This window comes from Ochrobactrum sp. A-1 (assembly GCF_022488005.1).
In the GTDB taxonomy this organism is placed as follows: domain Bacteria; phylum Pseudomonadota; class Alphaproteobacteria; order Rhizobiales; family Rhizobiaceae; genus Brucella.
In genome coordinates, this window is the sequence record NZ_JAKVQC010000004.1 from 253,986 (window position 1) to 280,588 (window position 26,603).

Below are 26,603 nucleotides of genomic sequence, written 5' to 3' on the forward strand. Positions count from 1 at the left end.
TGTCGGCAATGGTGTTTGGTCGTCTGGTCAGTCAAAGCCACGTCCCTCTCCTGCTTCTTCATGGGTCACGCCATCCCGGATGTGGTAAATGCGCTTGAAGGTGGGGATGATCTTCTCATCGTGCGTGACGACGATAATGGCAGTTCCAAATTTGACGGCCATATCGTTGAGGATACGGATCACGGCAAGTGCACGCACGCTGTCAAGGGGCGCGGTCGGCTCGTCGGCAAGGATGACCGGCGGCCTGTTAACCAGCCCGCGCGCGATCGCGACCCGCTGCTGTTCTCCGCCGGAAAGCTGCGAGGGCATGGCCGCGGCGCGATGCTCGACGTCGAGGGCCTTCAGGAGATCGCGTGCCCGTCGCCGGGAATCATTATTGGGAACACCCGCCAGCATCGGCAGCAACGCGACGTTGTCGGTCACGTCCAGAAACGGGATGAGATACGGCGCCTGGAAGACGAAGCCGATCTTGTCGCGCCTCAACGCACGAAGATCACGGATCTTCCATCCATCGTCATAGATCGCCTCGTCGCCGAGGGTCATACGGCCGCCGGTTGGGTCGATGACGGCGCCCAAGGCTTTGAGCAGGGTGCTCTTGCCGGAGCCAGAGGGGCCAACGAGGCCGACCACTTCGCCGGGGGCGACCTGCATATTGACATCTTTCAGCGCATCGACCGCGGTGTCGCCACTGCCATACCGTTTCCTGATACCTTCGATGAGGATTCCGCTGCTACTCATCTTAACCACCAATCGCCACGGCGGGATCGATCTTGAGCGCCATACGAATGGCGACGACGCTGGCGAGCGCGCAGATGATGATCACGGCGACGAGTCCGATCATCGTGTCTTCGGACAGAAGCAAAACAAACTTCGGGAACAGAGGTGCGGCAAAGGTTGCCGTGATCTTGCCGACCACGAAGCCGATCAGGCCGAGCACGATGGCCTGCTGCAGGATCATGGATGCGATGGTGCGATTGCGAGTGCCGATCAGTTTCAGCACGGCGATCTCGCGGATCTTGTCCATGGTGAGCGTGTAGATAATGAAGGCAACGATAGCGGCGCTGACGATCGCCAGGATGGCGAGGAACATGCCGATCTGCTTGGCCGAAGTGGCAATCAGCTTGCCAATCAGGATTTCTTCCATCTGCGGGCGCGTATAGACCGTCAGCCTCTTCCATCTTGCGATATCGGTCGCAATCTTTCCGGGGTCGTAACCAGGTTTGATTCGCACCAGAACGGCATTCACATAAGGGTTGCTGTTTTGCGAAGCGATCACGGCTTCCAGCAAGCCTGGCACCCCGGGCCGGTTGAACTCGGGGTTCTCGCTGGTGCGCCGGCGCTGGCGGACAATGGAATCGTTGTCCTTGACGAATTGTGCTTCCTGGGCATCCTTCAGCGGAATGAAAACCATCGGGTCGCCACTTGACGATACTGCTCGTCGGGTAAGGCCGACGACTTTGTAATGGTTGCGCCGGATGACGATGGTGTCTCCGAGCGCAAAGCCGGTCGCGGCATCCGCAACGGCTTCATAGTGACCGCGCGTGATCTGACGCCCGGCGACAAGAAACGGCGGCCAGCCGGGAGTTGTAATATTTCCCGGCGCAATACCGACCACCATCGCCCGAACGTCGGTGTTTCCTTTTCGGACCTGCATCGTCAGATAGGTGACGTTGGCAACCCGCTCGACGCCTGGGGTCGTCAGGATCATCCGATAAATATCGTCGTTGATGCTCGAGGATTCGGCGTAGGGGCCGAGTGTATTCTGCTGAACGACCCACATGTCGGCGCCGCTGTTATCGAGCAGCACCTTGCCGTCGTCGACCATGCCCCGATAGACGCCCGCCATGGTGAAGGTGACACCGATCAGCAGGCCAAGGCCGATTCCGGTGAAGACGAACTTGCCCCATGAATGAAGTATGTCGCGACCCGCAAGACTGATCATTTGAAAAGCTCCGCGGATTTGTCCGTGATGTGAATACGGCTTGTGCTCGTCAGCCGCGAGGCGCTGTGAACGACGATTTCATCACCGGCCAGCAGGCCGTCCATCACCTGAACATCTCCGTCCAGATCGGAAGCTCCGACCCGGACGGGGACAAAGTGAACCTTGCCGTTCTCAATTTTCCAGACACCGGCTTTGCCATCGACGGCTTGAACGGCAGCGTTCGGGATCACAGGCAACGCGGGAAGCTCAGGCAGGGCAATTGTTACTTCGGCCAGTTCTCCGATTGGCGGCAACGGTTCGGGCAAGGTTTCGAACTCTACCTTGGCCAGATTTTCTTCCGTAACTGCGTCGGCGAGCACCTCCACGCGCGTTACTTTTCCGGGAATACTCGCCCCGCTATGAGACCGTAACGCGATCTGAGCCGGAAGGTCTCTACGCAGGCCGGTTGCTGCGATCTGATCGAACCGGGCATTGACCCACAGGTTCTTCGGGTCGATCATTTCGATAACTGCCTGACCGGCGACCATGGTCGTTCCGGGCTCCGCATTGCGGGCAGCAATCACGCCATCAACCGGTGCGCACAGGACCAGGTTTTCCCGTTGCTTGATCAACCCGTCACGGTCAGCGCGATTGCGCTGCAGATCCTGCTGTGCAGCAACGAGGTTCGATTGGGCGGCCGAGAAAGCGGCGAGCGCTACCTGACTGTCCTGCCGTTTTGTCTCGACAGCGACCTCACTGACGGTACGGCTCTTCCAAAGTGCATCGTAGCGCCTCTCCTGCGTATCGGCGTAATCCTTGCGTACCGAAGCATCTTCTACTTGCGCTTCGGCTGCCTTTATCGATGCCTCGGCGCGGCGGATGGCGGCATCGAGAGCGGCGATGCGCTCGTCGAGATCCACAGGGTCCATTTCCGCCAGGACCTGCCCGGCTCGAACCTTCTCCCCCACATCGACGTGGATCTGACCGATGCGGCCAGCGATGATGGGGCCGATCTTGTAGGAAAAGCGAGCTTCGACCGTGCCGATACCAAAGAGCGCAGGCGAAATTGCCCGGTTTTCGGCGGTTACAGTCATGACGGCAACCGGCGCCAGCGGCCCCGATCGCAGGACGACATAGCCGAACGTAGCGGCGATCGGGATTGAGACTGCCAGGAGCATCAGTGTGCGACGCTGTATAGAGGGAAGTTTCACCGGGTAGTCTCCACACAGGCGCGATACGAGGCGAACGCTGCAGGCGCCGCCTCACGGATTTCATCAAGCTCATCTCTGATTAGCGCCCTGAACACCAAATGCTGGATCGTCGCAATAAACAGGCGGGCGGCGGTTTCCCTGTCCAGCGTGGCTCGGATTTCACCGCACTGCTGGGCTTCCGCGATTACACTGGAAAGTCGCTGCTCGTACCGTTGAATGAATGTCGCCATCATCAGCTTCAACGGAGACTTCGTCGTTCGCCCCAGCGCGTTGAGCAACAGCCGCGGGATATTCGGATGGTTCGCAACAAAATTGACGTCGGCCGCGAACATGGCTTCCAGAGATTGCATGGGAGATACGCCTGTTTGCCGCGAATGGATCATTTTGCAGCCTCGATTGAGCGGCGATACAATGCGAACACCCCCGGCGCACTTTCACGGATACGTTTGACGTCACCCTCGATGTGCGATTGCATTGCAAGGCCTTGGATCATGCCGACGAAGAGGGTGGCCGCCCCCTTCTCATCCAGCGAAGCCGGCAACTGGCCACGTCTCTTGCCATCCATAAAAAGGCGGCCAAGGCGGTCGCCATAAACTTGGAGCAAGGTCCGCGCCATGCGTTTGGCCAGGGTCTGTTCGGTGCGCTGCAATTCTTCAAACAACATCCGCGGTACGCCAGGATGCTCCGCGATAAAATGGATATGAGCCATGAACGCAGCCTCAATAGCTTCAAGCGGAGAAGCGGCAATCGAGGTCGCCTTATCGATGCGTGCGAGCAAGCGCTCGGAAACCCATTCCATGACCGCCTGGAGAATGGCGTCCTTCGACGAGAAGTGCCGAAACAAGGCGCCCTGGGTCACGCCCATCCGCTTGGCGATAGCATCGGTTGTAATATCCGCAGGGTTTTGTTCTGCGGCGAGATCGACGACGGTCTCAACCGTCATTTCACGCCGCTCCTCCGCTGAAAGATAGGTCGGTCGGGAGATCATCGAAAACCTCAAAGATAGTAATTACTCACTACCTATCAGGTGAAACGGTGCCTTGCAAGAGGGAAACTGTGTGGAATCTTCCTAGTTGGAGACGCTCAGCGAACGTCGAAAGAGCATCAGGCTGGCTGCGAAGAACGCTGCGCCAAGTCCGGCCATCAGCAGAAGTTGAGGCCAGACTGTTCCGATCCCTGCACCGCGAAAGGCGACGGCTTTGGCAAAAGCAAGGAAGTGGCGCGATGGGAGCGCCAGTGTCAGTCGCTGCACCAGCTCCGGCTGACTTTCCACTGCGCCCATTCCACCTGAAAGCATGATTACCGGAATGATGACCATGATGACGAGAAGCGCGAATTGCGCCATGCTGCGTGCGAGAGTGCCCAGAAGCATCCCGATGGCGGCAGCTGCCCAAAGATACACCGCAGCCCCTCCCACCAGCAGCGGCGCCGATCCGGCTACAGGCACATTCAGTAGTCCTTGTACAACAAAGAGCAGTGAGCCGATAAAGGCCACAAGCACTACGATCATTGTCGCGAGAACCTTCGACAAGGCTACCTCGGCGGGGGTAATGGGCATCACCATCAGATGTTCGATGGTTCCATGCTCGCGCTCGCGCAACATCGCTGCGCCAGTCAGTGCAATCGTCAGAAGCGATAACTGATTCAGCAGCGAAGACATCGATTTGAACCAGACCGGATTGCCATTCGGGTTGAAGGCGCGGCGCAGTTCCAGCTGCAAGTCTTCAGGCGGCGCCTCAGGAGTGCCTGATAAAAAAGCGACGCTCTCTTCCTGAACTATGTTGCGGATGTAGTCTGTACCGAGTTGCGCCTGCGAGACCGCCGTGGCGTCGGCAAGCAGCTGAACAACCGGTCCCTTGCCCAGAATCGTATCCGCCGCAAAATCGGGAGGAAAGGTCAGAATGAACATGATCTCGCCGCGATCCATTGCGGCAGAGGCCTGGTTTGCGGACAAGAAAATCGGCTCCTGAAACCAGGGCGGTATCAAAGCGGATGAAATCTGCCGGGTCAGGGGCGAGAGATCCTCGTCGACAATCGCGAGGGATGCATTGCGCACCGTGTCGCCTGCTCCACTGGCCTCAAGCATGACGGCTACGACGAACGACCACAGGATCAGCACGACCATCACCGGGTCGCCCAAGACACTCTTCAGCTCCTTGCCGATCAACCAGAAGACATTGGAGAGCCGTTCCATCCTAACGCTCCTGCTTACGCAAGAGTGCGATTGCGATACCGGTAAAAAGGGGGCCAAAGGCTGCCAGGCGCATCATAGCCCCGCTCAGATCAACAAGACCGAGCGCCTTGGTATAACTGCCGACGCTGATCGCCATATACCATGTTGTCGGCCAAAAGCTGCCGAGCAGACGAGCGGGTCCATCAAGCGATGACACCGGCGTCAGCATTCCCGAAAACTGCAGGGTCGGCATGACCGACAAGACGGTACTGGCAAAGACTGCGGTAACCTGGGTCGATGACATCATCGACACCATCAACCCAAACCCTGTCGCCGCAATAGCATAGACAAGTGTCGCCAGAAGCAGGACCATCGGGTTGCCGCGAAGCGGGACGCCTAAAACCAGCACGACGAGTGCGGTCAGGATCGCAAAGTTCATCAGCGTGATGCCGATATAGACAAGCTGTTTGCCGATCAGGAATTCGGCTCGACCAGTGGGCGTGACATAGAAGTTGGTGATCGTACCAATTTCCTTTTCCCGTGCCACACTGACAGCCATCAGGATTGCAGGGAAAAGCAGGAGCAGGAGAGGCGGGATCGACGGCCCGATCGAGGGCAGGCTCTCCATCGTCGGATTATAGCTGAAGCGGGGGCTCAATTGCACTACGGGCGGGCGGTTCGTTACAGGCAGCCCGTTCGCTGTATCGGCCGAGGCCGCCATATGTGCGCCTGTCACATAGCTTTCAATGGTGCCGGCACGCCCAGTGTCCGCACCATCGATCATGGCAGCTACGTCTACCTTGCTGCCACGGCGCAGATCCGCCCCGAAGCCAGGTGGTATCTCTAGCGCCAAGGACAACTCACCGCGGGAAAGCCGCTCTTCCATCGACAGCGCATCACGAATAGGCGCATGAACCTCGAACCAGTTTGAGGCCTCGAAAGTCGAGAGATAGGCCCGGCTTTCAGGGGTTTGATCATGATCGAGCGCAGCAAATGGAATATCGCGCACCTCCTGCGAGATGCCGAACGACATGATCAACAACAGGAGCGCGCTTCCCAGAAAGGCGAAGGCCAGCCTGACCGGATCGCGCCGCACCTGCATCATCTCGCGCGCGGTAAAGGCCAGGAGCCGGCGCAAGCTGAACCCGGAAGCATCACCAATGTTATCCGAACTGGAGGCCAAGGTCGTGGTGGCGTCTGCCTCTGGTGGAAGTTCAGCCGCGATATAGTCGACGAATGCGTCTTCCAGCGACGCCGCACCGCTGCTTTCGACTATTCCGGCTGGGGTGTCCGTAACCAGAACCCTTCCGGCATGCATAAGCGAGATACGATCGCAACGCATCGCCTCGTCCATGAAATGCGTCGAAATGAAGATTGTCACCCGGTCATTACGAGACAAATCCAGCAGGAGCCGCCAGAAGTCGTCTCGCGCCTGCGGATCAACGCCCGACGTTGGTTCGTCCAGGATCAGGATTTCCGGTGCATGGATTACCGCAACAGCGAGTGAAAGACGTTGGCGCAAACCCAGAGGCAAGTCACCCGCTCGCTGATCCAGATATTCACTCAGCCCAAAGCGAGGCACCAGGTCAGCCAGGCGTTTGTCAGTCAGTTCTCGGCCGAGATGAAACAGCCGCGCATGCAAAAGCAGATTTTCGCGCACGCTCAACTCGCCATAAAGCGAGAACGATTGAGACATGAAACCGACGCGTCGGCGCGCATCCATTCCCTGGGCGTCAATAGGCCGGCCGAAAATCCAGGCCTCGCCCTCGCTCGCCGGCAAAAGGCCGGTCAGCATCTTCATCGTCGTGGTCTTTCCGCATCCATTGGATCCGAGAAAGCCGAAGATCTCACCACGTGTGATTTCGAAGTTCACTGAATCCACTGCGGTGAAGCTACCGAAGCGGCGGGTCAGCCCCTGCGCCCGAATTGCAATTTCTTTCGTTTCCGGATTTGGACTGTCCGGTAAAGGTTGACTGGTCGTTCCGGCTTTGCTCTCTGCTTCCGTGCTCGATAAGAGCCGAACATAGGCCTCATCCACCGAACCGGTTCCAGTCTGTGCCATCAGGGTTGCAGGGCTGGCCGAGGCCAGCACGCAACCGGCGTCCATTGCAACCAGATGATCGAATCGTGCGGCTTCCTCCATATAAGCCGTTGAGACAAGCACGCTCATTTGCGGCCGCTCTGCCCGGATCGTGTCGATCAGATCCCAGAACTGGCGCCGGGAAAGTGGATCGACGCCGGTTGTCGGTTCATCCAGCAGCAGGAAATCCGGATCGTGAATCAGTGCGGAACACAGGCCAAGCTTCTGCTTCATGCCCCCTGAAAGCTTGGCGGCAGGGCGGTCGAGAAACGGATGCAATCCTGTTGCGCGGGTTAGCCTCTCAATGCGCTTGGCGCGTTCTGATCGGTTCAGCTCAAAAAGCTTCCCGAAAAAATCGAGATTCTCGCGCACGGACAGGTCGTGGTAGAGGTTCCGTCCAAGCCCTTGCGGCATATAGGCGATACGTCCCCCCATTGCCGCGCGGTGACGGGCATCGTCCATGCTGCCTCCGAGGCAGGTGACGCTGCCTGCCTGCAATCGCTTTGCGCCGGCAATCAGCCCCATGAGCGTGGATTTCCCAACGCCATCCGGCCCTATAAGCCCTACCATCCGCGCTGCAGGTATCGATAGCGATACCTCTTTTAGAGCCGCAACCGCTCCATAGCGGTGGTGCACATGCTCCAGCCGGGCTACGGGTTCGGGCGGCGTCTTCATGGCTGATCCGCTTCGCTGACTGAGGTGAGGTCAGCTAACGGTGGAGTCAACGCCTCGGGCCACTTGGGCAAACTGCCATCCGCGCCCGCCAGACGCACCCATGCGACACCACGCACGCCCGTTTTTACCTGTTCAATTCGCGCCATCACCAACTCAGAGGGAATGCGCACGCGGATGCGGAACATCAGATTTTCACGTTCGCTGAGTGTCTCGACTTGCTTGGGCGTGAATTGTGCCTGGGGCGAAACGAATACGACGCTGGCCGGTATTGACAGGTCGGGCATGATATCCGCGACAATCCTGGCTTCATCGCCGATCCTGACCCGTGGGGCATCGGAGGCAGGCAGGAAGAATTCCATGTACACATTTTCGAGGCTGACCAGCGTCAGGATCTTGCCGCCGCTTCCGACGATCTCGCCTACCTGTGCGAGCCGATAGAGCACCCGTGCCGGCCCATCGGCATAAAGTGTGGCATCCGCGATCCGTGCCGCGATCTCGTCTCGGGTAGCCGCTTCGGCTTCTACAGACCGCTCCTGGGCGCGAAGCGTCGCCTGGGTGGCGGCAAGTCCCGCTTCGGCTAGCTGGGTTTCAGTTTGACGGATTTCCAGGTTCGACCGCGAGATGACATCACGCGTACTCAATGTTTCCGCACGTGCCTGCTCGCCCTTGGCTAACGCCAGACGCGCCTGGGCTTCCGCAACGCGAGCCTGGGCAACGCCGACCGCGGCTTCGGCACTGGCAACGGCCGCCGCTGCACGAGCGAATTGAGCGCGCAGTTCAGCCGTGTCCATCACAGCCAATGTGTCTCCTTTTGCCACCAGGTCGCCTTCCCGTACCCGGACCTCGGCAATGCGCCCGGCCAGCCGCGGCGATATGTCGATGAGATCGGCTTCGATCCTGCCATTGCCTCGAGAAAATCCATCGGGCGGCAGATCGGAGGGCTTGAACAGCACGCTCCAGGCCCCAAATCCCAAAAGCCCTGCAAGTGCGATGAGGACGATCGTGATAGAAATTCGGCGTGACATCAGCTCTGAACTCCATGTGTTGATGACGGGTTGCGGTTCACGGTTGAACCATTTTCCAGGTCGCCGCCGTCATGGAGCCGCTCCAGAGCAAGAAGCGCGTTATCCCGGTGGCAATTGCCGCTTCGATGAGGCTGTTAGGGTCGAAGCGCGCTACGACAGTCAAATGCGGGTCCACCGCCAACACCCAATGTTGCACACGTGACAAATGGTGGACATGTGCACATTTTGACCCTTTCATTTAATCAGAAAGATAGTAATTACTTACTCTAATTCGTATGAGCGAGTCTCGTCAACGGTGAATCGCCCGCAGTCCGCAACGATCAACGGCGGCTTCCGGCATTCAGGGAAAAACGATTGCTGAACAATGATTGCAAAAATTTGAATGCGATATATCTATAGTGATAACCCCTATGAGCTCTCGAAAGGCAATGTGAGGATAGCTTCATGACACCCAGGCCCGAGGTCACCGGCTTCTACGATCAGCGCACGGGGTCGATCCAATATGTCGTTGCCGATCCCGAGACGAGGACATGCGCCATCATCGACCCGGTGCTCGACTATGACGAGAAATCAGCTGCGACAGCGACCACTCATGCCGACACCATTCTCAAGTTCATCGCCGACCAGGGCTACGAGGTCGAATGGATTCTCGATACGCACCCCCACGCGGACCATTTCACGGCGGCTGCCTATCTCAAGGAGAAGACCGGTGCGCCGACGGCCATCGGCGAGAGAGTCATCGACGTCCAGAAGCTCTGGAAAGGGTTTTACAACTGGCCCGACTTTCGCGCCGACGGGTCGCAATGGGACAAGCTCTTCGCCAACGGCGAGACCTTTAAGGTCGGCAACATCCCAGCCAGCGTGATGTTCTCGCCCGGCCACACCCTGGCCTCGATCACCTATGTCATCGGTGATGCAGCCTTTGTCCATGATACGCTGTTCATGCCCGATTCAGGCACGGCCCGCGCCGATTTCCCCGGCGGCAGCGCCACGCAACTCTGGAAATCCATTCAAGACATTCTGGCTCTGCCAGATAAGACCCGCATCTTCACCGGCCATGACTACCGGCCCGGCGGCCGCGAGCCTTTGTGGGAATCGACCGTCGCCGAGCAAAAGGCAAAAAACATCCATATGTCGGTCCACAAGACCGAGGCCGAATTCGTGGCCGCGCGCGAAGCCCGCGACAAGACGCTTCCCATGCCCAAGCTGATCCTGCACGCCCTGCAAATCAACACCAATGCCGGACGGCTTCCGGCGCCCGAGGACAACGGCCGGCGCTATCTCAAGATCCCGATGAACCTGCTCGAAGGCGCCGCCTGGGACGGTTAATGGGCATGATGCTGCTTTTAGATGAAGCTCAGGCACTCAAGGGGAAAGTGGGGGAAGCAACCGCCTTCCTCAAGAAGTTTTCCAACCCTGATCGGCTGCTGATCGCCTGCACCTTGATCGGCGGCGAACGCTCCGTGCGCGAACTGGAAGATGGGCTCGGCATCCGCCAACCAGGGCTGTCCCAACAGCTTTCTGAACTACGTCGAGCAGGACTGATTACCGGGCGCAAGGAAGGCAAACAGGTCTTTTACCGGCTTTCCGATCCGCGCATCGAATCTTTTATTCACATCATGCATCGCCTGTTTTGCCAGTAAGGCGTGACAGTGGGTGATGCTGAAAGGACACTCAGGATGAAGGTCTATCGTATCGAGATGGATTGCGGTTTGCACAGCCTGTGCCATCGCAAGACGATATGAGCGCAGGAAGATAACAAGCCATGTGGCCCTTTAACCTCTTTGGGCAACCTCGAAAAGTGCACATCAAGCTCAGGCATGAGCGGTTTGCCACAGCAAATCAGATCAGACCTGAAGATATTCCCATGTTGGCCGAGCAGGGCTATGCCGCCGTTGTTTGTGCCAGGCCGGACAATGAACAGTCAAACCAACCGACTTTTGAAGAGATTGCTGACGAAGCCCGAAAGCATGGAATGAAGGCATTTTACATTCCGGTTTCTTCTGTTCCGACAGTCGACCAGGCGGAGCGCTTCAAGAAAGTAATGGCAACCATCGACGGGTCGGTCCTGGGTTATTGTCGTTCGGGGACCCGCGCCGCCATTCTTTATTCGTTACTCGAACGGTAACTTACCCCCCCAACCGTTCGAGCCGGGCGCGGCCGGCCTAGCCCAATTCCGGCCGCGCCCACCCTTTCCATCCGTTCGCCAGCGTTCAGTTGATGACCAAACTCTCGAAAATCTTTCCTGTTCTGCAATGGAGCAAGACATACGATGTCAGCACGCTGACCGGCGACCTCCTGGCGGCCGTTATCGTCACCGTCATGTTGATCCCGCAGTCACTGGCTTATGCCATGCTTGCCGGCTTGCCGGCTGAGATCGGGCTCTATGCCTCGATCCTGCCACTGGTCGCTTATGCGATTTTCGGGACCAGCCGGACGCTTGCGGTGGGGCCTGTCGCCATCGTCTCACTCATGACCGCCTCCGCAGTCGGCGAATTCGCGGCCGGAGGAACGCTTGATTATCTGACCGCTGCCACCGTGCTCGCTCTACTCTCCGGCGGCATGCTGGTGCTCATGGGGATCTTTCGACTCGGCTTTCTGGCCAATTTCCTGTCGCACCCGGTGATCTCGGGTTTCATCACTGCATCGAGTCTGTTGATCGCCGCCAGCCAGCTTCGGCATATCCTCGGTGTGCCAGGCGGTGGCAACACTGTTCCTGAGATTGTTGGGCCCCTTTCTGGTCAACTCACGGCGATTAACCCAGTGACGTTTGCCATCGGTACCGGCGTTTTGTCTTTTCTGTTTTTTGCCCGCAAGCATCTGAAGCCCCTGCTGGTCGCAATCCGCATTCCGGCGCGTCCTGCCGACATGATGACGAAGGCCGCGCCGATACTCGCGGTTGGCGTGACGGTCGCACTTGCCACCGGCCTCAATCTCGGCGCACGGGGCGTCGCCCTTGTCGGCGAGATCCCGCAGGGCCTGCCGGCGTTCGGCGTGCCCGCTTTTTCCGTCGACCTCGTCTCCGCCTTGCTGGTCCCGGCATTCCTGATTTCGGTGGTTGGCTTCGTGGAATCCGTCTCGGTCGGGCAGACGCTCGCCGCTAAGCGCCGCCAGCGGATCAATCCCGACCAGGAGCTGATCGGCCTCGGCGCGGCCAATATCGCCGCCGGTCTTTCATCCGGCTATCCGGTCACTGGCGGCTTCGCCCGCTCGGTGGTCAATTTCGATGCCGGCGCGCAAACACCGGCCGCCGGTGTGTTCACCGCCGTCGGCATCGCGCTCGCCGCCCTGTTCCTGACCCCCTTACTGGCGAGCCTGCCGCAGGCAACGCTCGCGGCTACGATCATTGTCGCGGTGCTTTCACTGGTAGATTTTGGAGCCGTTCGTCGGGTATTTGCCTATTCGAAATCCGACTTTGCTGCCATGGCCGCCACGATCCTCGTCACGCTTGGATGGGGCGTAGAACTTGGTATCATCGCCGGTGTCGCGCTTTCGCTGTTGCTACATCTTTACCGGACCAGCAAGCCGCACATCGCCATTGTCGGCCAGGTGCCTGGCACAGAGCATTACCGGAATGTCGAACGGCATCCCGTCCTCACCGCCCCGGAACTCCTGTCGATCCGGGTAGATGAAAGCCTCTATTTTGCTAACTCGCGCTTCCTCGAGGACACGATTGCGGCATATGTCGCCGAGCGGCCGGGCGTGCGGCATGTCATTCTGATGTGCTCGGCCGTCAATGCCATCGATGCATCCGCGCTCGAAAGCCTCGAGGAAATCAATCGCCGCCTCACCGACGCGGACATTGGCTTTCATCTCTCGGAGGTGAAAGGCCCAGTAATGGATCGGCTGGAAACCACGCGATTCCTTCAGCATCTCAACGGAAACGTCTTCCTCAGCCAGCATGATGCGGTCAACACGTTGACGTCCGGAGGTCTGCCGGCGATGTCCGTTCCAAAGCCATGAGCGGACAAAGAAGCTACCCGCTCTGCTATCAAGTGAACTTCAGCCCAATCTTCTTGCGACTCGCAGGTGCCACGATCTTCGCTGACTCTTTAGAGGACGCGCGCTTGCGGCCGAGGCCCATAGTTTTCGCCATTACCGATCGTTCGTTCGAATAACTGGGCGAGACCATCGGATAATCCGCCGGTAGGTTCCACTTCTGCCGGTATTCGTCCGGTGTAAGGTTATGATGTGTTGCCAAGTGGCGCTTCAGGGACTTGAATTTCTTGCCGTCCTCTAGGCAGACCAGAAAATCCGGGGTTACCGATTTGCGAGCGGGGACTGCCGGCAAAGCCTTTTCCTGCACCTCCAATTGGGGAGTAGACCGAAGTCCGTTTATCGCTGCGTGGACATCCGCGATAAGACCGGGAAGCTCGGCAACTGGAACCGGATTATGGCTGACATAAGCCGAGACGACATCAATCGTAAGATTGATGATTTCATTTTCAGCGACGGTGGTTAAATCGGTCATTTCTCGATCCGGATGATGGTTAATTCAGAGAGATCGCAGCAATTCTCAAGATTGTACCATAGATTGTATTTTTTATCTGATCAGGCGACTGAAAAGGCGTGGCATACGCCACGCCTTGTCTTTCAGACGTACATCATATCATTCGGGTGCGCGCACTAGAATCTTGATTTGGCTTTTCTCGGCGACCAGCGTCTCAAATCCTTCCGGCACGATATCATCAAGCTCAATACGTTTGGTGACCAGGCGCTCAGCAGAAAAATAGCCCTGAACCATCAGATCCATCACCGCCGGGAAGACGTCGCGATAAGCGATCGTGCCTTTTAGATTGCGTTCTTTGAGGACCACTGTGTTCGGCTGCACTGCAGCTTCCTTTTCCCAAATCGAGACGATGATCGTTTCTCCTTCGTAACGGGTTGCGTCGATACATTGCTGGAGCACCGAAGGAACGCCGGTAACTTCGAATGCGACATCTACCCCACCGTCGGTGAAATCTCTGATGCGCTGAACGGCATCTTCCTTCGACGGATCGATGACGCTGGTTGCGCCCAATTCAAGGGCTTTCGCCGCACGCTGCTCGGATAATTCGACCACGTGAATCATCCGTGCTCCCGCAACTTTCAGCGCTTCGACGACCAGCAGGCCAATTGGACCCGCTCCGAAGACGGCAGCGGTTCCTCCTGGCTTGAAGCTCGACACGCGAACGGCATGCAAGGCAACTGCCGCCGGTTCCACCAAGGCACCTTGTTCGAAGCTCAATCCCTCCGGCATTTTATGAACCCAGCGTTCCCCAACGACCGTATGGGCCGAGAACCCGCCACCTCCACCGGAAAGGCCATGGAAGCCCAGGCTATCGCAAAGATTGTACTTGCCGTGTCTACATGCATCACAATGGCCACAGGCCAGGATCGGCTCGACGACGACGCGATCACCCGCCTTGAGACGGGTGACGCCATCACCGACCGCTGCGACCTCGCCTGAAAATTCATGCCCCATGACAATGGGTGCGACTTCGTGGCTGACGGGATGGGGCGAGCCCACCGGAATAAATATCGGTCCAGCCACATATTCGTGAAGATCGCTTCCGCAGATGCCAGTCCATTTGACCTTGATCTTCACCTGCCCAGGCCCTGGCGTAGGCTCTGCCACGTCTTCGACACGAATGTCATTGGCCTTGTACCACAACGCTGCCTTCATGGGGTCTTCCTTTCATTTAACCTGAACATCGCCAAACAAGGCCTGCTCAAACTCCGGCGAGATATGCTTGGTTCTACATCGTGATAAGTTTGAGGTATTTTATAACCCTCATGGCAGACAAATCCTTGATGCAACTCAACGGGCGTCCATCTCCCTGGATGTCTGCAAACATTCATCGCGTTGCCGTGCGAGACCTGCTCGCGGATATGAGGCGCAGGAGCTTTCGACGGAGGCCTGAAAATAGCGCTCAGCAAAGCTCGCTCCCAAGCACGTGATGTGCTTCATCCGCAATGACCTGCTCTTCATCCGTAGGGACAACCAAAACTGCTATTCGGCTGGCGGGGCTGCTGATCACGGCTGCGTTCACCGCATTCGCAGCCGGGTCAAGATCAACCCCAAGCCACATCAGGTGGGCGCAAACGTCAGCCCTGATCGAGGGTTGGTTTTCGCCGACACCGGCCGTGAAAACCAGTGCATCAATACCCCCAAGCGTTGTGGCGAGCCGCGCGACCTCACCGGCGATACGGAATGTGAAAAGCTCAATCGCTTCCCGTGCCTCGGGCTCCTCGCTTTGGAGGAGTTCGCGACTGTCGGCGCTAAGGCCAGAAACGCCGAGAAGGCCGGAACGATGATAAAGCACGTCCGCCAGTTGCGTGGGTGTCTGCTGCTCCACGTCGAGCAAGTGTAGCAGAACGCCAGGGTCAAGCGCGCCGCACCGGGTCGCCATGGGAATGCCATCAAGTGTCGAAAATCCCATGCTGGTATCCCGGCTTTTGCCACCTTCGATTGCGCAAAGGCTTGCGCCACTGCCGAGATGTGCGATGACGACCTTGCCGGAGGCAATTTCGGGCGTGCGACGCGTCAGTTCGGTGGCGATGGATTTGTACGACAGGCCATGAAACCCGTAACGCTTGATGCCTCTATCGTGCATATCGCGAGGGATGGCAAACCGGCGGACAACTGCCGCATTGGTGCGGTGAAACGCGGTGTCGAAGGACGCGGCTTGCGGCAGATCAGGTCGGATTTCGCGTACAGCCTGAATCAGGCCTAAACTCTGCGGCTGATGCAGGGGAGCAAAGGGCGTTAGCGCCTCGATCACACCAATCGTGCTGTGATCAAGCAGCGTCGGCCCTGCGAACCAATCACCGCCATGCACAACCCGGTGCCCGATTGCCGCGATCCGGCCGATGTCAACATGGCTCGACAAGCAGGAAAAGGTTTTGGAAAGGATCTTGAAGAGGTCATCACCGGGATTGGCTTCGAGTTCGAAATCAATCCGGTCGGCCCCCTCTCCCAGGTAAAATGTCAGCGGATCCCTATGAAAATCGATTGTTCCGCGTGTTATTTTGACCGGCCCATTTGCGTCGATCCGGAAGACTCCGATCTTCACGCTCGAAGAGCCGGCATTAAATGAAAGAAGAGTGGCGTCGGTCACGACAACAGCCCCTCTATCGGCTGGGGGGCGGCAACCAGCTTTGCCAACGCAGCCGATGCGATGCGTGCCGAGAGTGGATCCGACCGACTGTTCAATACGATAGGGACACGGGCGCCCAGCACGAGCCCGGCGGCGGTGGCGCCCGCAAAATAGATCAACTGTTTTGCCAGCATATTTCCGGCTTCAAGGTCCGGCACGAGCAGAATGTCGGCTTGCCCTGCCACGGACGAGGCGATGCCTTTCGTTCGGGCAGCGTCGAGATTGATGGCATTGTCGAAGGCGAGCGGGCCATCGACATCTGCACCGGTGATCTGGCCGCGGGCGGCCATGACCGTCAAGGCTGCCGCGTCAAGGGTCGCCGGCATTTTGGCGTTGACGGTCTCGACGGCCGCCAGAACCGCAACGCGCGGCCTTTCTTTCCCCAGCAGGCGCATCAAATCGATAGCATTCTGACAGATATCCCGTTTGTGCTCCAATGACGGCTGGATGTTGATGGCAGCGTCGGTCACGATGAGAGGCTTATCATAGGCGGGCACGTCCATCGCATAGATATGACTGATGCGCCGTTCGGTCCTGAGCCCGGAGCCCTGCGCAATAACCGCACTCAGCAATTCGTCCGTGTGCAGACTACCCTTGACCAGCACCGACACCTTCCCTGTCACCGCGAGTTCGACAGCACGTGCGGCGGCGGCATGGCTGTGCTCTACCGGCTCGATCGCCAAACCATCGAGTGATATCTGTGCGGCTTGTGCCGCTGCCCGGATCTTGGCTTCTGGTCCGACAAGAATCGGATTGAGCAGCCCTTCATTTCGAGCTTCCAATGCCCCCATAATTGCGGAGGCCGAGCAAGGATGGACAATTGCAGCGCAGACCGGCTGGGCGGCACGCGCTTTCTTGATGAAGGCGTCGAAGCGATCGTGCCGCCTTAACGTCACATCAGGCAGGCGCATCCGCGGCCACTCAACATTGTGCTCTGGCGCAACAACCGTTGCTACGCCCCGGAGCACCTCTTCATTGCGTTGGTTGGTGCAAACCGTGTCAAATATCACGATACTCTTTTGAACCTGCTTTTCCTTGACGGTCACCGTTGCAGTAACCGTATCTCCCAATGCGACGGGCTTGATGAATTGCAAATCCTGACCGAGATAGATGGTTCCAGGGCCGGGAAGCTTGGTGCCCAGAACGGCTGAGATCATTGCGGCCGTCCACATGCCGTGAGCGACGACATGACCGAATTGATTTGTTGCAGCAAATGCGCCATCAAGATGAGCAGGATTGACATCTCCGGATACCGCCGCGAACAGGTCGAGATCATCACGCGCTACCAGGCGCTCGATAGAAGCGGTATCGCCAGGCTGAAGCTGATCGAATGTTCTGTTCCGAAGAAAATCGTCCATCGTCAGCTCATCTTTGCAAAACATAAATGCCTGGCGCATCTTCGATCGGCTTGTAACCTTTCTCCGCAGCACCCGGAGCAGCGGGTGGAGACACACGTTCAGTGGTGGAATTCGCGGTCAGCCAATCGACCCATTCTTCCCACCAGGAACCCTGCTTTGCCTCTGCATACTCAGCCCATTCATCCGCGCTTTGGCAAAAATCCGTAGCTCGTTTGACGGCGATGCGATAGTGGCGACGAGGCCTGCCGGGCTCACTGACGATCCCTGCATTGTGGCCGCCACTTGCCAGAACAAAAGTGATATCGGCATCGCTCAGATAGTGGATCTTGTAGACCGAACGCCATGGTGCCACATGATCGCGCTCCGTGCCGACGACAAAGATCGGGATACGAATGTTCTGAAGTGCCGCGGGGCGCCCGTCCACCATGAACCGTCCGGCGGCCAATTCGTTATCCAGGTAGAGCCGCTGTAGATATTCGGTATGCATACGGTAGGGCATACGCGTGGGATCGGCGTTCCACGCCATCAGGTCGATCATCTCGGCGCGTTCGCCCATAAGGTACTCTCGTACCAGCCGCGACCAGATGAGGTCGTTTGAGCGCAGAAGCTGAAAGGCGCCGGCCATCTGATCAGCAGATAGATAGCCGCGGTTCCACATCATGCTTTCGAGGAAGTGCATCTGGCTATGGTCGATAAACAGCGCCAGTTCACCGGGCTCGGTGAAGTCGGTCTGCGCGCCAAGCAAGGTGAGTGACGCCAGCCGTTCATCCCTGCGGCACGCCATGGATGCTGCGGCAATTGCCAGTAGGGTGCCCCCAAGACAATAGCCCGTCGCATGTATCTTCTGATCCGGAATGATCGCGTTGATCGCGTCGAGCGCAGCCATGATCCCCTGACGCCGATAATCGTCCATCGACAGTTCCCGATCTTCAGAAGTCGGGTTGCGCCATGAAATGCAAAAGACGGTGTGGCCCTTGCCTACCAGATATCGGATCAGTGAGTTCTGCGGCGACAGGTCGAGAATATAATATTTCATGATCCAGGCCGGCACGATCAGCACCGGCTCCGCCACCACCGCATCCGTCGCCGGTGCATACTGGATCAGTTCAATAAGGTCGTTGCGATACACGACCTTTCCGGGCGTGACCGCAACGTCCTTGCCGACAATGTAATTCTCAGTCCCAACGGGCATTTGCCCCGTCGCGATACGGCTGACGTCTTCCACCCAGTTCTGCAGACCATGCATAAAATTCATGCCGCCTGTCTTGATGGTTTTATCCAGCACTTCCGGATTGGTGAATGGATTGTTGGCGGGCGAAAGCATATCGAGAAATTGTCGGGCGCCGAATGAAACCATATCCTCATGATGCGGAGTGACGCCGGGAACGGAATGCGTGCTGTTATGCCACCACTGCTGGTGGAGAAGAAAGGCCTGAGCCCAGAGTTTGAAGGGCTGTCTTTTCCATTCCTCGCCAATAAAGCGCCGGTCCCCAGGAAGCGGTTCGACGCAAGCAGGTGTTTCGGGATCGATGCTTGCGGTCATGGCATAAGACAGCAGCCGAGCTGCCTTCTGATTGGCCTTGATCGCCAGCTCCATTTGCTTGCCGGGCGCGGAGGCGAGATGTATCGACCAGTCAAATAATGCAAGTCCGAGCGCGGCAGGCGAGATTCCGCCGTTCGACCTGGCGCGAAATGCCGACCACGTGCGATCAATCGCCTTGAAGCCCTCATCGCCGATCATCTTATCGATCAGAACCGGCGGAATAGGCCTGACGTCCTTGATGCCGCTTTGCTGAGCCGGTCGGGTTGTTCTGGTTTTCTCTCGCATTTCAAAGAACTCCATAGTTCGTGGACGGAGCCGATGGCTGGCATCCATGCACGCTTCGATCTGTCAACCGATCCGGTTGTGGGCCACCACTCGCGCCGTGATAGGATCAAATCTGTCGTATGACGGTTCCTTTTCTGCCTTCCAGGATCTCGCGCGTGTCTTCAAGTCGCCCTATCCCGGCGGTGCGGCCTTTGACCGATGCAAAAGCGCAGGCCGCCTCTACCTTCGGCCCCATCGATCCGGCCGCGAACGACTGTGCAGAGAGATCGCCTGGGGTTGAGTGTCGGATCGGCTTTTGCTGTTGTGTTCCCCAGTTTGCATATACGGCATCGACGTCGGTCAGCATGAGGAAGGCGTCAGCTGTAAGTTGCTCTGCAAGCAGACCGGCGGCACGATCCTTGTCGATCACTGCCTCGACGCCTTCAAGATCGTCATCGATGTTGCGGATAACGGGGATGCCGCCGCCTCCGGCGCAAACAACCACGACGCTCTGATCAACCAGCAGCCGGATCGCCTCGATCTGGGTGATGCGACGTGGCAAGGGCGACGGCACGACCCGGCGCCATTTGCCTTTCGCCTCCTCGACTAGCGGCCAGCCATGGATTTTCCGCACGCCAGCCGCCTCGGCATCATCGTAGACGGGGCCTATCGGCTTCTCTGGCCGGGAGAAAGCGGGGTCGTTTCCATCCACCTCGATCTGGGTCAGCAACGTGGCGATTTTCGTGTTCGGCGGAAGCGCATTGGTTAACTCTTGCTCGACGAGGTAGCCAATCATGCCAACGCTTTCGGCGCCGAGTATATCGAGTGGATAGGGTGCGACGTCGGTGTAAGCGGCTGCTTGTAGGGCCAGCAGCCCGACCTGGGGCCCATTGCCATGGGCGACGACGATATCATGATGGCGAGCAAGGTCGGCGAGCGCCACTGCCGCCTTGCGTACGTTGGTGCGCTGAACCTCGGCCGTCATCGGCTCACCGCGTTTGAGCAGGGCATTTCCACCGAGTGCGACAACAACCCTCATCTTATGCACCCAGCGTCGCGACCAGCACCGCCTTGATGGTATGCATGCGGTTTTCGGCCTGGTCGAAGACGATCGAAGCTTCCGATTCGAACAGCTCCTCGGTGACCTCCATGCCGTCGATGCCGTACTGTTCGAAGATCTTCTCACCGATCTCGGTTTCGCGATTATGGAATGCCGGCAGGCAGTGCATGAATTTGGCGTGGGGATTGCCGGTGCCAAGCATGATTTCGGAGGTAACGCGATAAGGCGTCAGAAGTTTGATCCGTTCCTGCCATACCGAATCCGGTTCGCCCATCGAAACCCACACGTCGGTATAGACAAAATCGCAGCCTCGCGCAGCCTCCAGTGGGTCTTCCGTCAATGTGATGGTGGCGCCTGTCTTATCAGCTATCCTTCGACTTTCCTCCACCAGCGCAGGATCCGGCCAGCATGCCTTGGGCGCCCCGAGCCGCACGTCCATCCCGATCAGGGCAGCACCTGTCAGCAGCGAATTGCCCATATTGTTGCCGGCGTCACCCAGGAAGCAAAAGGCAATCTGTGACAGATGCTTGCGAGTGTATTCCCGCATGGTCAGGAAGTCGGCGAGAATTTGAGTCGGATGGAATTCGTCGGTCAGGCCATTATAGACTGGCACTCCCGCCCATGTTGCCAATGTCTCAGCCTGATCCTGGCCAAAACCTCGATATTCTATACCGTCATAGAGCCGGCCAAGAACACGGGCGGTGTCCTTCATCGATTCTTTCTTGCCGATCTGGGTACCGGTCGGCCCGAGATAGGTGACATGCGCGCCCTGGTCATAGGCCGCCACTTCGAAGCCGGTGCGGGTGCGGGTGGAATCCTTCTCGAAGATCAGCGCAATGTTCTTGCCCTTCAGCCGCGGCTCCTCATAGCCACCATATTTGGCCTGTTTGAGAGAGGCCGAAAGCCTCAGCAGGAAGCGGATGTCGTCCGGCGAGAAGTCCAGCAGCTTGAGGACGCTGCGGCCTTTGAGATTGATAGCCATGGCGTCACCTCCTTCACACTGGATCCCGGACCAATGGACAGGTCATGCAGTGGCCGCCGCCGCGCCCGCGCCCAAGTTCGGCGCCCGGCACTGTGATGACTTCCACGCCCGCCTTGCGCAGTTGCGTGTTGGTGTAGGTGTTGCGGTCGTAGCCGACGACCACGCCGGGCTCGAGCGCCACGACGTTGTTGCCGTCATCCCATTGCTCGCGCTCGGCGACGTAGGCATCACCACCCGTGGGAACAACGCGAAGTTTGGGCAACCCCATAGCCTCGGCAACCACTTCGGTGAGATGCTCGGTCTCTTCGCGTACGTCGATTTGCCAATCCTGTTTACCCGGCCGCAACGAATAGGTCGTGATACGGTCCACGACCTCCGAAAACAGTGTGACGAGGTCACGGTCGCAGAAGGTAAAGACCGTATCCAGGTGCATCGACGCCCGTTCAACCGGCAGTCTGCAGGCGATGACACGCTCTGCGGCCCCTTGTGCAAACAGTGCACGGGCAAGCTGGCCAACGGCCTGAGGCGTCGTGCGCTCACCCATGCCGACGAGCACCACGCCGTTGCCGAGCGGCATGACATCACCGCCTTCCAGGGTCGCCAGCCCGTAGTCATTCTCAGGATCGCCCCACCATACGGAGAAATCGGCATCGCGAAAATCGGGATGGAAGCGGTAGATGGCCGTAATATTGACTGTTTCCAGCTTGCGCGCATTCCATCGCATGGGGTTGAGCGTCACCCCGCCGTAGATCCAGCATGTGGTGTCGCGAGTGAAAAGATGGTTCGGCAGCGGGGGCAGGATAAAATCTTCAGGCCGCAATGCAGGCACCAGCACACCTTTCGGTTCGATGGTCAGTTCCGCTTTGCTCATGCCGCCCATGAGGATGAGCGACAGCGCGTCGGCATCGGCCTCCATCAGCATGGCCTTCAGGTCGTCGGCGAGTCCGACCCCGACCGTGTTCTCATTGATGCGCCGCTCAAGCAGCCAGCGGCGTGCTTCCATATCCTGCATCGTCTCGGCGAGGGTCTCCCGCAGGAAAACCACCTCTGCGCCGCGATAGCGGATGGCGTCGACGAAGGTCATGTGCTCGACACGCGCCTGCTTGACCCAGATGACGTCGTCGAACAGCAGTTCGTGACAATTTGACGGGGTCAGGCGAGCAAGCGCCGCTCCGGGACGGTCAACGAGTACCCGCCTGAGCTTGCCCACTTCCGAATGCACACCATAAGTAATCGACACGGTCTTCTCCTTCAGGCAATCATTGTGGCGACGCTGAGGCTCGCCATGATGATGACGGTAAGAATGACAAGCAGCGGCCACACGAAGCGCAGCCAGCGCTCATAAGGCACTCGCCCGATAGCGAGCGCCCCCATAACCACCGCAAAGGTGGGATTGATGAGGTTCACCAGGCCGTTGGCTGACTGATAGGCGGTGACGACAAGGTCGCGCCCGACGCTGGCAAAATCCGCGACTGGAGCCATGATCGGCATGGACAGCACGGCAAGGCCTGACGAGGACGGCACGAAGAACGAGAGCAGCACCTCGATCCAGTAGATCACGTTAATGAACACGATCTCGGAGAGACCGGAAACCGATACCTCGGCCCAATGCAGGATCGTGTCGGTAATCTTGCCGGCGTCCATAACCACGACGATGCCGCGGGCAAGGCCAATGATCAGCGCCACGCCGAGCAGGTCGCGCGCACCGTTCAGGAACGCGTCTACGAACTTTTCCTCTCCAGGCCGGGAAATCACGCCCACCAGGATGGCTGAGGCGAGGAACAGGCCACTCATCTCGCCCATCCACCAGCCGCCCTTCAAGACGCCCCAGATCATGACGACGAAGGTGAGACCGAAGATGGCAAGCACGATCTTGTGCAGGGTGGTGAATTCCCGCGCGATATCCTGGTGCGCCGAAAGGAAATGCGCCTCGTTTTCTTCCTTGCGGTCGTATACAAGCGACTGCCTCGGGTCGGCTCGAACCCGCTCGGCATAGCGCATCACGTAGACCACGCAGGCGAGCCACGTCAGGCCGAGGATGACGAAGCGCAGTACAATACCTTGGGTGAATGGGACGCCTGCGGCGTCGGAAGCGATGACAGTGGCAAAGGCATTGACCGTGGAACCGAGCACGCCGACGCCGGCGCCGAGCAGGATGATGGCCACGGCCGTGACAGCGTCATAGCCAGCCGCGATCATGATCGGCAGAAGCAGCACGTAAAAGGCAAGTGTCTCCTCGGCCATGCCGTAGGTGGTACCGCCGAAGGCAAAAACCGCCATCAGCACCGGGATCATCCATTTCTCGCGACCCTTGAGCGCTCTCATCGAACTGGCGATGCCGGCATCTATGGCGCCGCTCGCCGCGACCACACCGATGAAGCCACCGATCACCAGCACGAACAAAGCCACATCGATGGCGTTGGCCTGATTGGTGGCCGGATCATAAAGGCCGCCGATCGGCGCCATGATGATGTCGAAGATGCCCTGTGGATTGGGTTCGGTCACCTGGTAGGTGCCGGCAACCGGAACGTCGCGATCGAGCGCAGCGTTGTGAATGCGTTGATACTGACCCGCGGGAATGATCCAGGTCAGCGCCGCGACGAGGATGATCAGTCCAAATAGAATGGTGAAGGCGGTGGGGAAGCGTAATGATTTCCGTTCTGCAGTTTTCGATGCGTCGTTCACGGCGCTCTCCGTGTCTGGCGGAATTTTTTATGGCTAACCGAAGTCGTTCAAATTACAAACGCATGGCCGTTTAAATCTTGCCACGAAGCTGCCTGATCGTTAGGTAGTAGTCAATCACTATCTTTAGGAGCAGCACAATGATCTCCCGATCAGCCTATCTTCCAGCGGAGGAGCGGCGAGAAATAACCGTCGAGACCGTCATCGAACTCGCGGCGGAGCAGAACCCGGCCGATATTACGACCGGGGCGATCGCCAAGCGGATGGGGGTGACCCAAGGTGCGCTTTTCAGACATTTTCCGTCAAAGGACGCGATTCTTCAGGCGGTGATGGAATGGGTTTCCGACCGGCTGCTGGCTCGCATTGAAAAGGCGACTTCCAGAGCGGCTTCTCCTCTTGGGGCGCTGGAGGCAGCGTTCATGGCGCATATTGATTTCATTACTGAGCATCCTGGCGTGCCCAGGATGCTGTTTGGAGAACTGCAGCGCGCTGAGCAAACAGTGGCCAAGCAGATGGCGCAAACCTTGATCCGGCGCTATGGAGAGCGTCTCGGCCGGCTCATCGCGGACGGCAAGGAACGCGGTGAAATGGCTGCTGCACTGGATGAAAAGGCCGCTGTCATACTTTTCATCGGTACCATCCAGGGGCTCGTGATGCAGGCTCTTCTTGCCGGCGACGTCAAGCGTATCCGCGCCAATGCCTCGGGGGTGTTCGCACTCTACAAACGCTCGATCGAAGTGGCAAAAGATCGGGTGGGCGAATAAGCGAGGGCACACCCGAACACGCGAAGTTGCTGCAAAGCAGCTATTTCAGCACATATGCTGACCGCCATTCATCGCAATGTTACTTCCAGTCATGAAGGCGGCCTCCTCGCTTGCTATAAACGCCACCAGCGCCGCGATCTCGTCTGGTTGACCTAAGCGGCCAACCGGAATGGTTTCGACGATCCGCGCGAGCACATCCTCGCGCATGGTCGTTAGCATCTCGGTCGCCAAATAGCCTGGGGAGACGGTGTTGACAGTTACGCCAGCCCGGGCCACCTCCTGAGCCAGTGCCTTGGTGAAACCATGCACGCCTGCCTTTGCCGCCGAATAGTTGGTTTGGCCAAACTGGCCCTTGCTGCCGTTAATCGAGGAAATGTTGACGATACGGCCCCAGCGGCGCTCCATCATCGGCTCGATGAAGAGTTTTGTGACGTTGAACATTGAGTCGAGGTTGGTCCGCAGCACCACGTCCCAATCGGCTTTGTCAAGTTTGCGCAAGGAAGCGTCTCTGGTAATACCTGCATTGTTCACGAGGATATCAATTTGTCGGTCGTCCAAATGAATTTGTTGCGCCAGATTCTGGGTTGATCGGAAATCGGAGACGTCTACACCATAACCGGTAAACCCATAGCCTTGGTCCGCTTGTGCAGCGAGCCAGGCGACGGCTTTGCTGTTACCGGACGTGTGGGTAATGATCACAGTATGGCCGGCATCGTACAGAGCGCGAGCAATCGCAGCGCCCAATCCGCGATTGCCGCCGGTCACCAGTGCGGTGCGCTTGATGTTACTCATGGCATTGCTTTCATTTTTCGGCCGTTTTTGCGTCTGTTGTCACAGCTTGAGCCCCAGATATTTCCCAATGCTTGAAAAACTTTCCGTCTTCTAGGGCGCTACTGAACGCGTCGAAGACGGATTGATGCCAGTTCCCAAGCGCCTGCTGAAGCCCGGTCACGAAGGAGATCTGATTTTTCAAAGCAATCTGGTTTGCAGCTTGAACATCATTCAGCCGGCTCTGAAATGCTGGCCAGAACACTTCAGATGGTAGCGTTGCCAGCGACTGCCAGTCGGCTGTGCGCAACCGGCCTTCAATCTGAGCCGTAGAGTCGGACATACCACCCATACCGAATTGCTGTACGGCAGCCATCCAGTTACCACCGCATTCCTGTAGTAACTCAATGATGCGCTGTTGCAGTTCAACGTTGGCCTTGTATAGTTCCGAGGGGAACGATCCAGCACTCATCTTTATGCTCCTCAGTCACAATGGGATTCGGATAGGACTTGAGCAGGCTCGTTGATCTCCTATACCCATCCACCCGACGTGCTTGGGGCTCCCTCAAGCACTCTAACGATCAAACCTCGCCCTGGCAGCGTGACGCTCTTTGCGCCACCCGTACTGATTCACGCAATCTCGGGCCTGCTGCCATTGCAAGTGACTTATTACTATCTTTTAGAGATGCAGGCAAGAGTGACTCGAGCAGGAACCTTTGGTTGCGATTTTCCGGTGTGCGCCGAGGATTAGCTGCGAACGCGCAACCATAGATCACTGTCTCCTGAGCCCGGACGGATACGATATAAGGCTTGCGTTTAGACTGAGGCGACATGCCAATGTCTAGCCAGGGATTTCGGCGTGGCTCAACGTCGGCTGGTGTCGTTCTGAGAATTGCAATGAAATGGCGAGTACCGATAGAGCTGATTAAGGTAAAAGAATCTCGTCGGCAACAGTCTT

Annotated in this window: 25 protein-coding genes; 5 read left to right on the forward strand and 20 right to left on the reverse strand. The window is 58.1% G+C overall.

From position 1 onward, the window contains the following. Window positions 1-27: 27 nt before the first annotated feature. From MKS82_RS10750 to MKS82_RS29520, 9 genes are all read right to left on the reverse strand, one after another. Window positions 28-738, reverse strand: a complete 711-nt coding sequence (locus tag MKS82_RS10750; protein WP_240578807.1) for an ABC transporter ATP-binding protein — start codon at window positions 736-738, stop codon at window positions 28-30. A gap of 1 nt (window position 739) precedes the next feature. Further along, complete coding sequence (locus MKS82_RS10755; RefSeq protein ID WP_240578808.1) at window positions 740-1,942, reverse strand: ABC transporter permease; 1,203 nt, start codon at window positions 1,940-1,942, stop codon at window positions 740-742. Continuing rightward, complete coding sequence (locus MKS82_RS10760) at window positions 1,939-3,132, reverse strand: efflux RND transporter periplasmic adaptor subunit (protein ID WP_240578809.1); 1,194 nt, start codon at window positions 3,130-3,132, stop codon at window positions 1,939-1,941. Before MKS82_RS10760 ends, MKS82_RS10755 begins: the two co-directional genes overlap by 4 nt. Further along, complete coding sequence (locus MKS82_RS10765) at window positions 3,129-3,482, reverse strand: TetR family transcriptional regulator C-terminal domain-containing protein (RefSeq protein WP_240578810.1); 354 nt, start codon at window positions 3,480-3,482, stop codon at window positions 3,129-3,131. Before MKS82_RS10765 ends, MKS82_RS10760 begins: the two co-directional genes overlap by 4 nt. A gap of 29 nt (window positions 3,483-3,511) precedes the next feature. After that, a complete protein-coding gene (locus tag MKS82_RS10770; protein WP_445558075.1) occupies window positions 3,512-4,075 on the reverse strand; it encodes a TetR/AcrR family transcriptional regulator in 564 nt (187 codons plus the stop codon). A 126-nt stretch (window positions 4,076-4,201) separates the two neighbouring features. After that, window positions 4,202-5,326, reverse strand: a complete 1,125-nt coding sequence (locus MKS82_RS10775; RefSeq protein ID WP_240578812.1) for an ABC transporter permease — start codon at window positions 5,324-5,326, stop codon at window positions 4,202-4,204. Window position 5,327: 1 nt separating this feature from the next. After that, the gene (gene rbbA, locus MKS82_RS10780) at window positions 5,328-8,060 is read right to left on the reverse strand and encodes a ribosome-associated ATPase/putative transporter RbbA (protein ID WP_240578813.1); all 2,733 of its coding nucleotides are present in this window, start codon (window positions 8,058-8,060) and stop codon (window positions 5,328-5,330) included. Then, a complete protein-coding gene (locus MKS82_RS10785) occupies window positions 8,057-9,085 on the reverse strand; it encodes an HlyD family secretion protein (protein ID WP_240578814.1) in 1,029 nt (342 codons plus the stop codon). The genes rbbA and MKS82_RS10785 overlap by 4 nt, the downstream gene beginning before the upstream one ends. Before the next feature lie 37 nt (window positions 9,086-9,122). Continuing rightward, window positions 9,123-9,248, reverse strand: a complete 126-nt coding sequence (locus MKS82_RS29520; protein WP_276313316.1) for a hypothetical protein — start codon at window positions 9,246-9,248, stop codon at window positions 9,123-9,125. 281 nt (window positions 9,249-9,529) lie between these two features. On the opposite strand from MKS82_RS29520, the gene MKS82_RS10790 reads away from it, so the two are divergent. The 4 genes from MKS82_RS10790 to MKS82_RS10805 all read left to right on the forward strand — a co-directional run bounded on the left by MKS82_RS10790 (window position 9,530) and on the right by MKS82_RS10805 (window position 13,048). Further along, complete coding sequence (locus MKS82_RS10790) at window positions 9,530-10,414, forward strand: MBL fold metallo-hydrolase (protein WP_240578815.1); 885 nt, start codon at window positions 9,530-9,532, stop codon at window positions 10,412-10,414. Then, window positions 10,414-10,728: an ArsR/SmtB family transcription factor gene (locus tag MKS82_RS10795; protein WP_378226826.1), complete on the forward strand. Its 315-nt coding sequence runs from the start codon at window positions 10,414-10,416 to the stop codon at window positions 10,726-10,728. Before MKS82_RS10790 ends, MKS82_RS10795 begins: the two co-directional genes overlap by 1 nt. Before the next feature lie 122 nt (window positions 10,729-10,850). Next, complete coding sequence (locus MKS82_RS10800) at window positions 10,851-11,213, forward strand: beta-lactamase hydrolase domain-containing protein (protein ID WP_240578816.1); 363 nt, start codon at window positions 10,851-10,853, stop codon at window positions 11,211-11,213. Window positions 11,214-11,305: 92 nt separating this feature from the next. After that, a complete protein-coding gene (locus tag MKS82_RS10805; protein ID WP_240578817.1) occupies window positions 11,306-13,048 on the forward strand; it encodes a SulP family inorganic anion transporter in 1,743 nt (580 codons plus the stop codon). Window positions 13,049-13,076: 28 nt separating this feature from the next. Here the strand turns inward: MKS82_RS10805 and MKS82_RS10810 are convergent, their stop codons facing one another. From MKS82_RS10810 to MKS82_RS10850, 9 genes are all read right to left on the reverse strand, one after another. Continuing rightward, on the reverse strand, window positions 13,077-13,556 hold the full coding sequence (locus MKS82_RS10810; RefSeq protein ID WP_240578818.1) for a MucR family transcriptional regulator: 480 nt from the start codon (window positions 13,554-13,556) through the stop codon (window positions 13,077-13,079). 138 nt (window positions 13,557-13,694) lie between these two features. Next, window positions 13,695-14,750 (reverse strand): 2,3-butanediol dehydrogenase, encoded by a 1,056-nt coding sequence (locus MKS82_RS10815; protein ID WP_240578819.1) that lies wholly within the window; start codon window positions 14,748-14,750, stop codon window positions 13,695-13,697. Window positions 14,751-14,997: 247 nt separating this feature from the next. Beyond that, entirely contained in the window at window positions 14,998-16,185 is a 1,188-nt protein-coding gene (locus MKS82_RS10820) for an acetate/propionate family kinase (protein ID WP_240578820.1), read from the reverse strand. Then, a complete protein-coding gene (locus tag MKS82_RS10825; protein WP_240578821.1) occupies window positions 16,182-17,582 on the reverse strand; it encodes a bifunctional enoyl-CoA hydratase/phosphate acetyltransferase in 1,401 nt (466 codons plus the stop codon). The genes MKS82_RS10820 and MKS82_RS10825 overlap by 4 nt, the downstream gene beginning before the upstream one ends. A 7-nt stretch (window positions 17,583-17,589) precedes the next feature. Further along, entirely contained in the window at window positions 17,590-19,410 is a 1,821-nt protein-coding gene (locus MKS82_RS10830; RefSeq protein ID WP_445558076.1) for a PHA/PHB synthase family protein, read from the reverse strand. A gap of 106 nt (window positions 19,411-19,516) precedes the next feature. Next, window positions 19,517-20,428, reverse strand: a complete 912-nt coding sequence (gene arcC / locus MKS82_RS10835; protein WP_240578822.1) for a carbamate kinase — start codon at window positions 20,426-20,428, stop codon at window positions 19,517-19,519. Between the two features lies 1 nt (window position 20,429). Continuing rightward, on the reverse strand, window positions 20,430-21,431 hold the full coding sequence (argF, locus tag MKS82_RS10840; RefSeq protein WP_240578823.1) for an ornithine carbamoyltransferase: 1,002 nt from the start codon (window positions 21,429-21,431) through the stop codon (window positions 20,430-20,432). A gap of 13 nt (window positions 21,432-21,444) precedes the next feature. Next, window positions 21,445-22,671 carry an arginine deiminase gene (arcA, locus tag MKS82_RS10845; protein WP_240578824.1) on the reverse strand — a complete coding sequence of 409 codons (1,227 nt, stop codon included), beginning with the start codon at window positions 22,669-22,671 and terminating at the stop codon, window positions 21,445-21,447. 11 nt (window positions 22,672-22,682) lie between these two features. Next, window positions 22,683-24,116, reverse strand: coding sequence for a YfcC family protein (locus tag MKS82_RS10850; protein ID WP_240578825.1), 1,434 nt, complete (start codon window positions 24,114-24,116; stop codon window positions 22,683-22,685). Window positions 24,117-24,253: 137 nt separating this feature from the next. Here MKS82_RS10850 and MKS82_RS10855 point away from each other — a divergent pair, with 137 nt between their 5' ends. Further along, window positions 24,254-24,877, forward strand: coding sequence for a TetR/AcrR family transcriptional regulator (locus MKS82_RS10855; protein WP_240578826.1), 624 nt, complete (start codon window positions 24,254-24,256; stop codon window positions 24,875-24,877). 45 nt (window positions 24,878-24,922) lie between these two features. On the opposite strand, the gene phbB is transcribed toward MKS82_RS10855, so the two are convergent. Both phbB and MKS82_RS10865 read right to left on the reverse strand, forming a co-directional pair. Further along, complete coding sequence (gene phbB, locus MKS82_RS10860) at window positions 24,923-25,669, reverse strand: acetoacetyl-CoA reductase (RefSeq protein WP_240578827.1); 747 nt, start codon at window positions 25,667-25,669, stop codon at window positions 24,923-24,925. Between the two features lie 10 nt (window positions 25,670-25,679). Next, window positions 25,680-26,117 (reverse strand): hypothetical protein, encoded by a 438-nt coding sequence (locus MKS82_RS10865; protein ID WP_240578828.1) that lies wholly within the window; start codon window positions 26,115-26,117, stop codon window positions 25,680-25,682. Window positions 26,118-26,603 lie beyond the last annotated feature (486 nt).

What these genes read in the sequence shown, in the direction of transcription:
- MKS82_RS10750 (WP_240578807.1), bottom strand. Translation starts at nt 738, where the DNA reads ATGAGTAGCAGCGGAATCCTCATCGAAGGTATCAGGAAACGGTATGGC.
- MKS82_RS10755 (WP_240578808.1), bottom strand. Translation starts at nt 1,942, where the DNA reads ATGATCAGTCTTGCGGGTCGCGACATACTTCATTCATGGGGCAAGTTC.
- MKS82_RS10765 (WP_240578810.1), bottom strand. Translation starts at nt 3,482, where the DNA reads ATGCAATCTCTGGAAGCCATGTTCGCGGCCGACGTCAATTTTGTTGCG.
- MKS82_RS10770 (WP_445558075.1), bottom strand. Translation starts at nt 4,075, where the DNA reads ATGACGGTTGAGACCGTCGTCGATCTCGCCGCAGAACAAAACCCTGCG.
- MKS82_RS10775 (WP_240578812.1), bottom strand. Translation starts at nt 5,326, where the DNA reads ATGGAACGGCTCTCCAATGTCTTCTGGTTGATCGGCAAGGAGCTGAAG.
- rbbA (WP_240578813.1), bottom strand. Translation starts at nt 8,060, where the DNA reads ATGAAGACGCCGCCCGAACCCGTAGCCCGGCTGGAGCATGTGCACCAC.
- MKS82_RS10785 (WP_240578814.1), bottom strand. Translation starts at nt 9,085, where the DNA reads ATGTCACGCCGAATTTCTATCACGATCGTCCTCATCGCACTTGCAGGG.
- MKS82_RS10790 (WP_240578815.1), top strand. Translation starts at nt 9,530, where the DNA reads ATGACACCCAGGCCCGAGGTCACCGGCTTCTACGATCAGCGCACGGGG.
- MKS82_RS10795 (WP_378226826.1), top strand. Translation starts at nt 10,414, where the DNA reads ATGGGCATGATGCTGCTTTTAGATGAAGCTCAGGCACTCAAGGGGAAA.
- MKS82_RS10800 (WP_240578816.1), top strand. Translation starts at nt 10,851, where the DNA reads ATGTGGCCCTTTAACCTCTTTGGGCAACCTCGAAAAGTGCACATCAAG.
- MKS82_RS10805 (WP_240578817.1), top strand. Translation starts at nt 11,306, where the DNA reads ATGACCAAACTCTCGAAAATCTTTCCTGTTCTGCAATGGAGCAAGACA.
- MKS82_RS10810 (WP_240578818.1), bottom strand. Translation starts at nt 13,556, where the DNA reads ATGACCGATTTAACCACCGTCGCTGAAAATGAAATCATCAATCTTACG.
- MKS82_RS10815 (WP_240578819.1), bottom strand. Translation starts at nt 14,750, where the DNA reads ATGAAGGCAGCGTTGTGGTACAAGGCCAATGACATTCGTGTCGAAGAC.
- MKS82_RS10825 (WP_240578821.1), bottom strand. Translation starts at nt 17,582, where the DNA reads ATGGACGATTTTCTTCGGAACAGAACATTCGATCAGCTTCAGCCTGGC.
- MKS82_RS10830 (WP_445558076.1), bottom strand. Translation starts at nt 19,410, where the DNA reads ATGCGAGAGAAAACCAGAACAACCCGACCGGCTCAGCAAAGCGGCATC.
- arcC (WP_240578822.1), bottom strand. Translation starts at nt 20,428, where the DNA reads ATGAGGGTTGTTGTCGCACTCGGTGGAAATGCCCTGCTCAAACGCGGT.
- argF (WP_240578823.1), bottom strand. Translation starts at nt 21,431, where the DNA reads ATGGCTATCAATCTCAAAGGCCGCAGCGTCCTCAAGCTGCTGGACTTC.
- MKS82_RS10855 (WP_240578826.1), top strand. Translation starts at nt 24,254, where the DNA reads ATGATCTCCCGATCAGCCTATCTTCCAGCGGAGGAGCGGCGAGAAATA.
- phbB (WP_240578827.1), bottom strand. Translation starts at nt 25,669, where the DNA reads ATGAGTAACATCAAGCGCACCGCACTGGTGACCGGCGGCAATCGCGGA.
- MKS82_RS10865 (WP_240578828.1), bottom strand. Translation starts at nt 26,117, where the DNA reads ATGAGTGCTGGATCGTTCCCCTCGGAACTATACAAGGCCAACGTTGAA.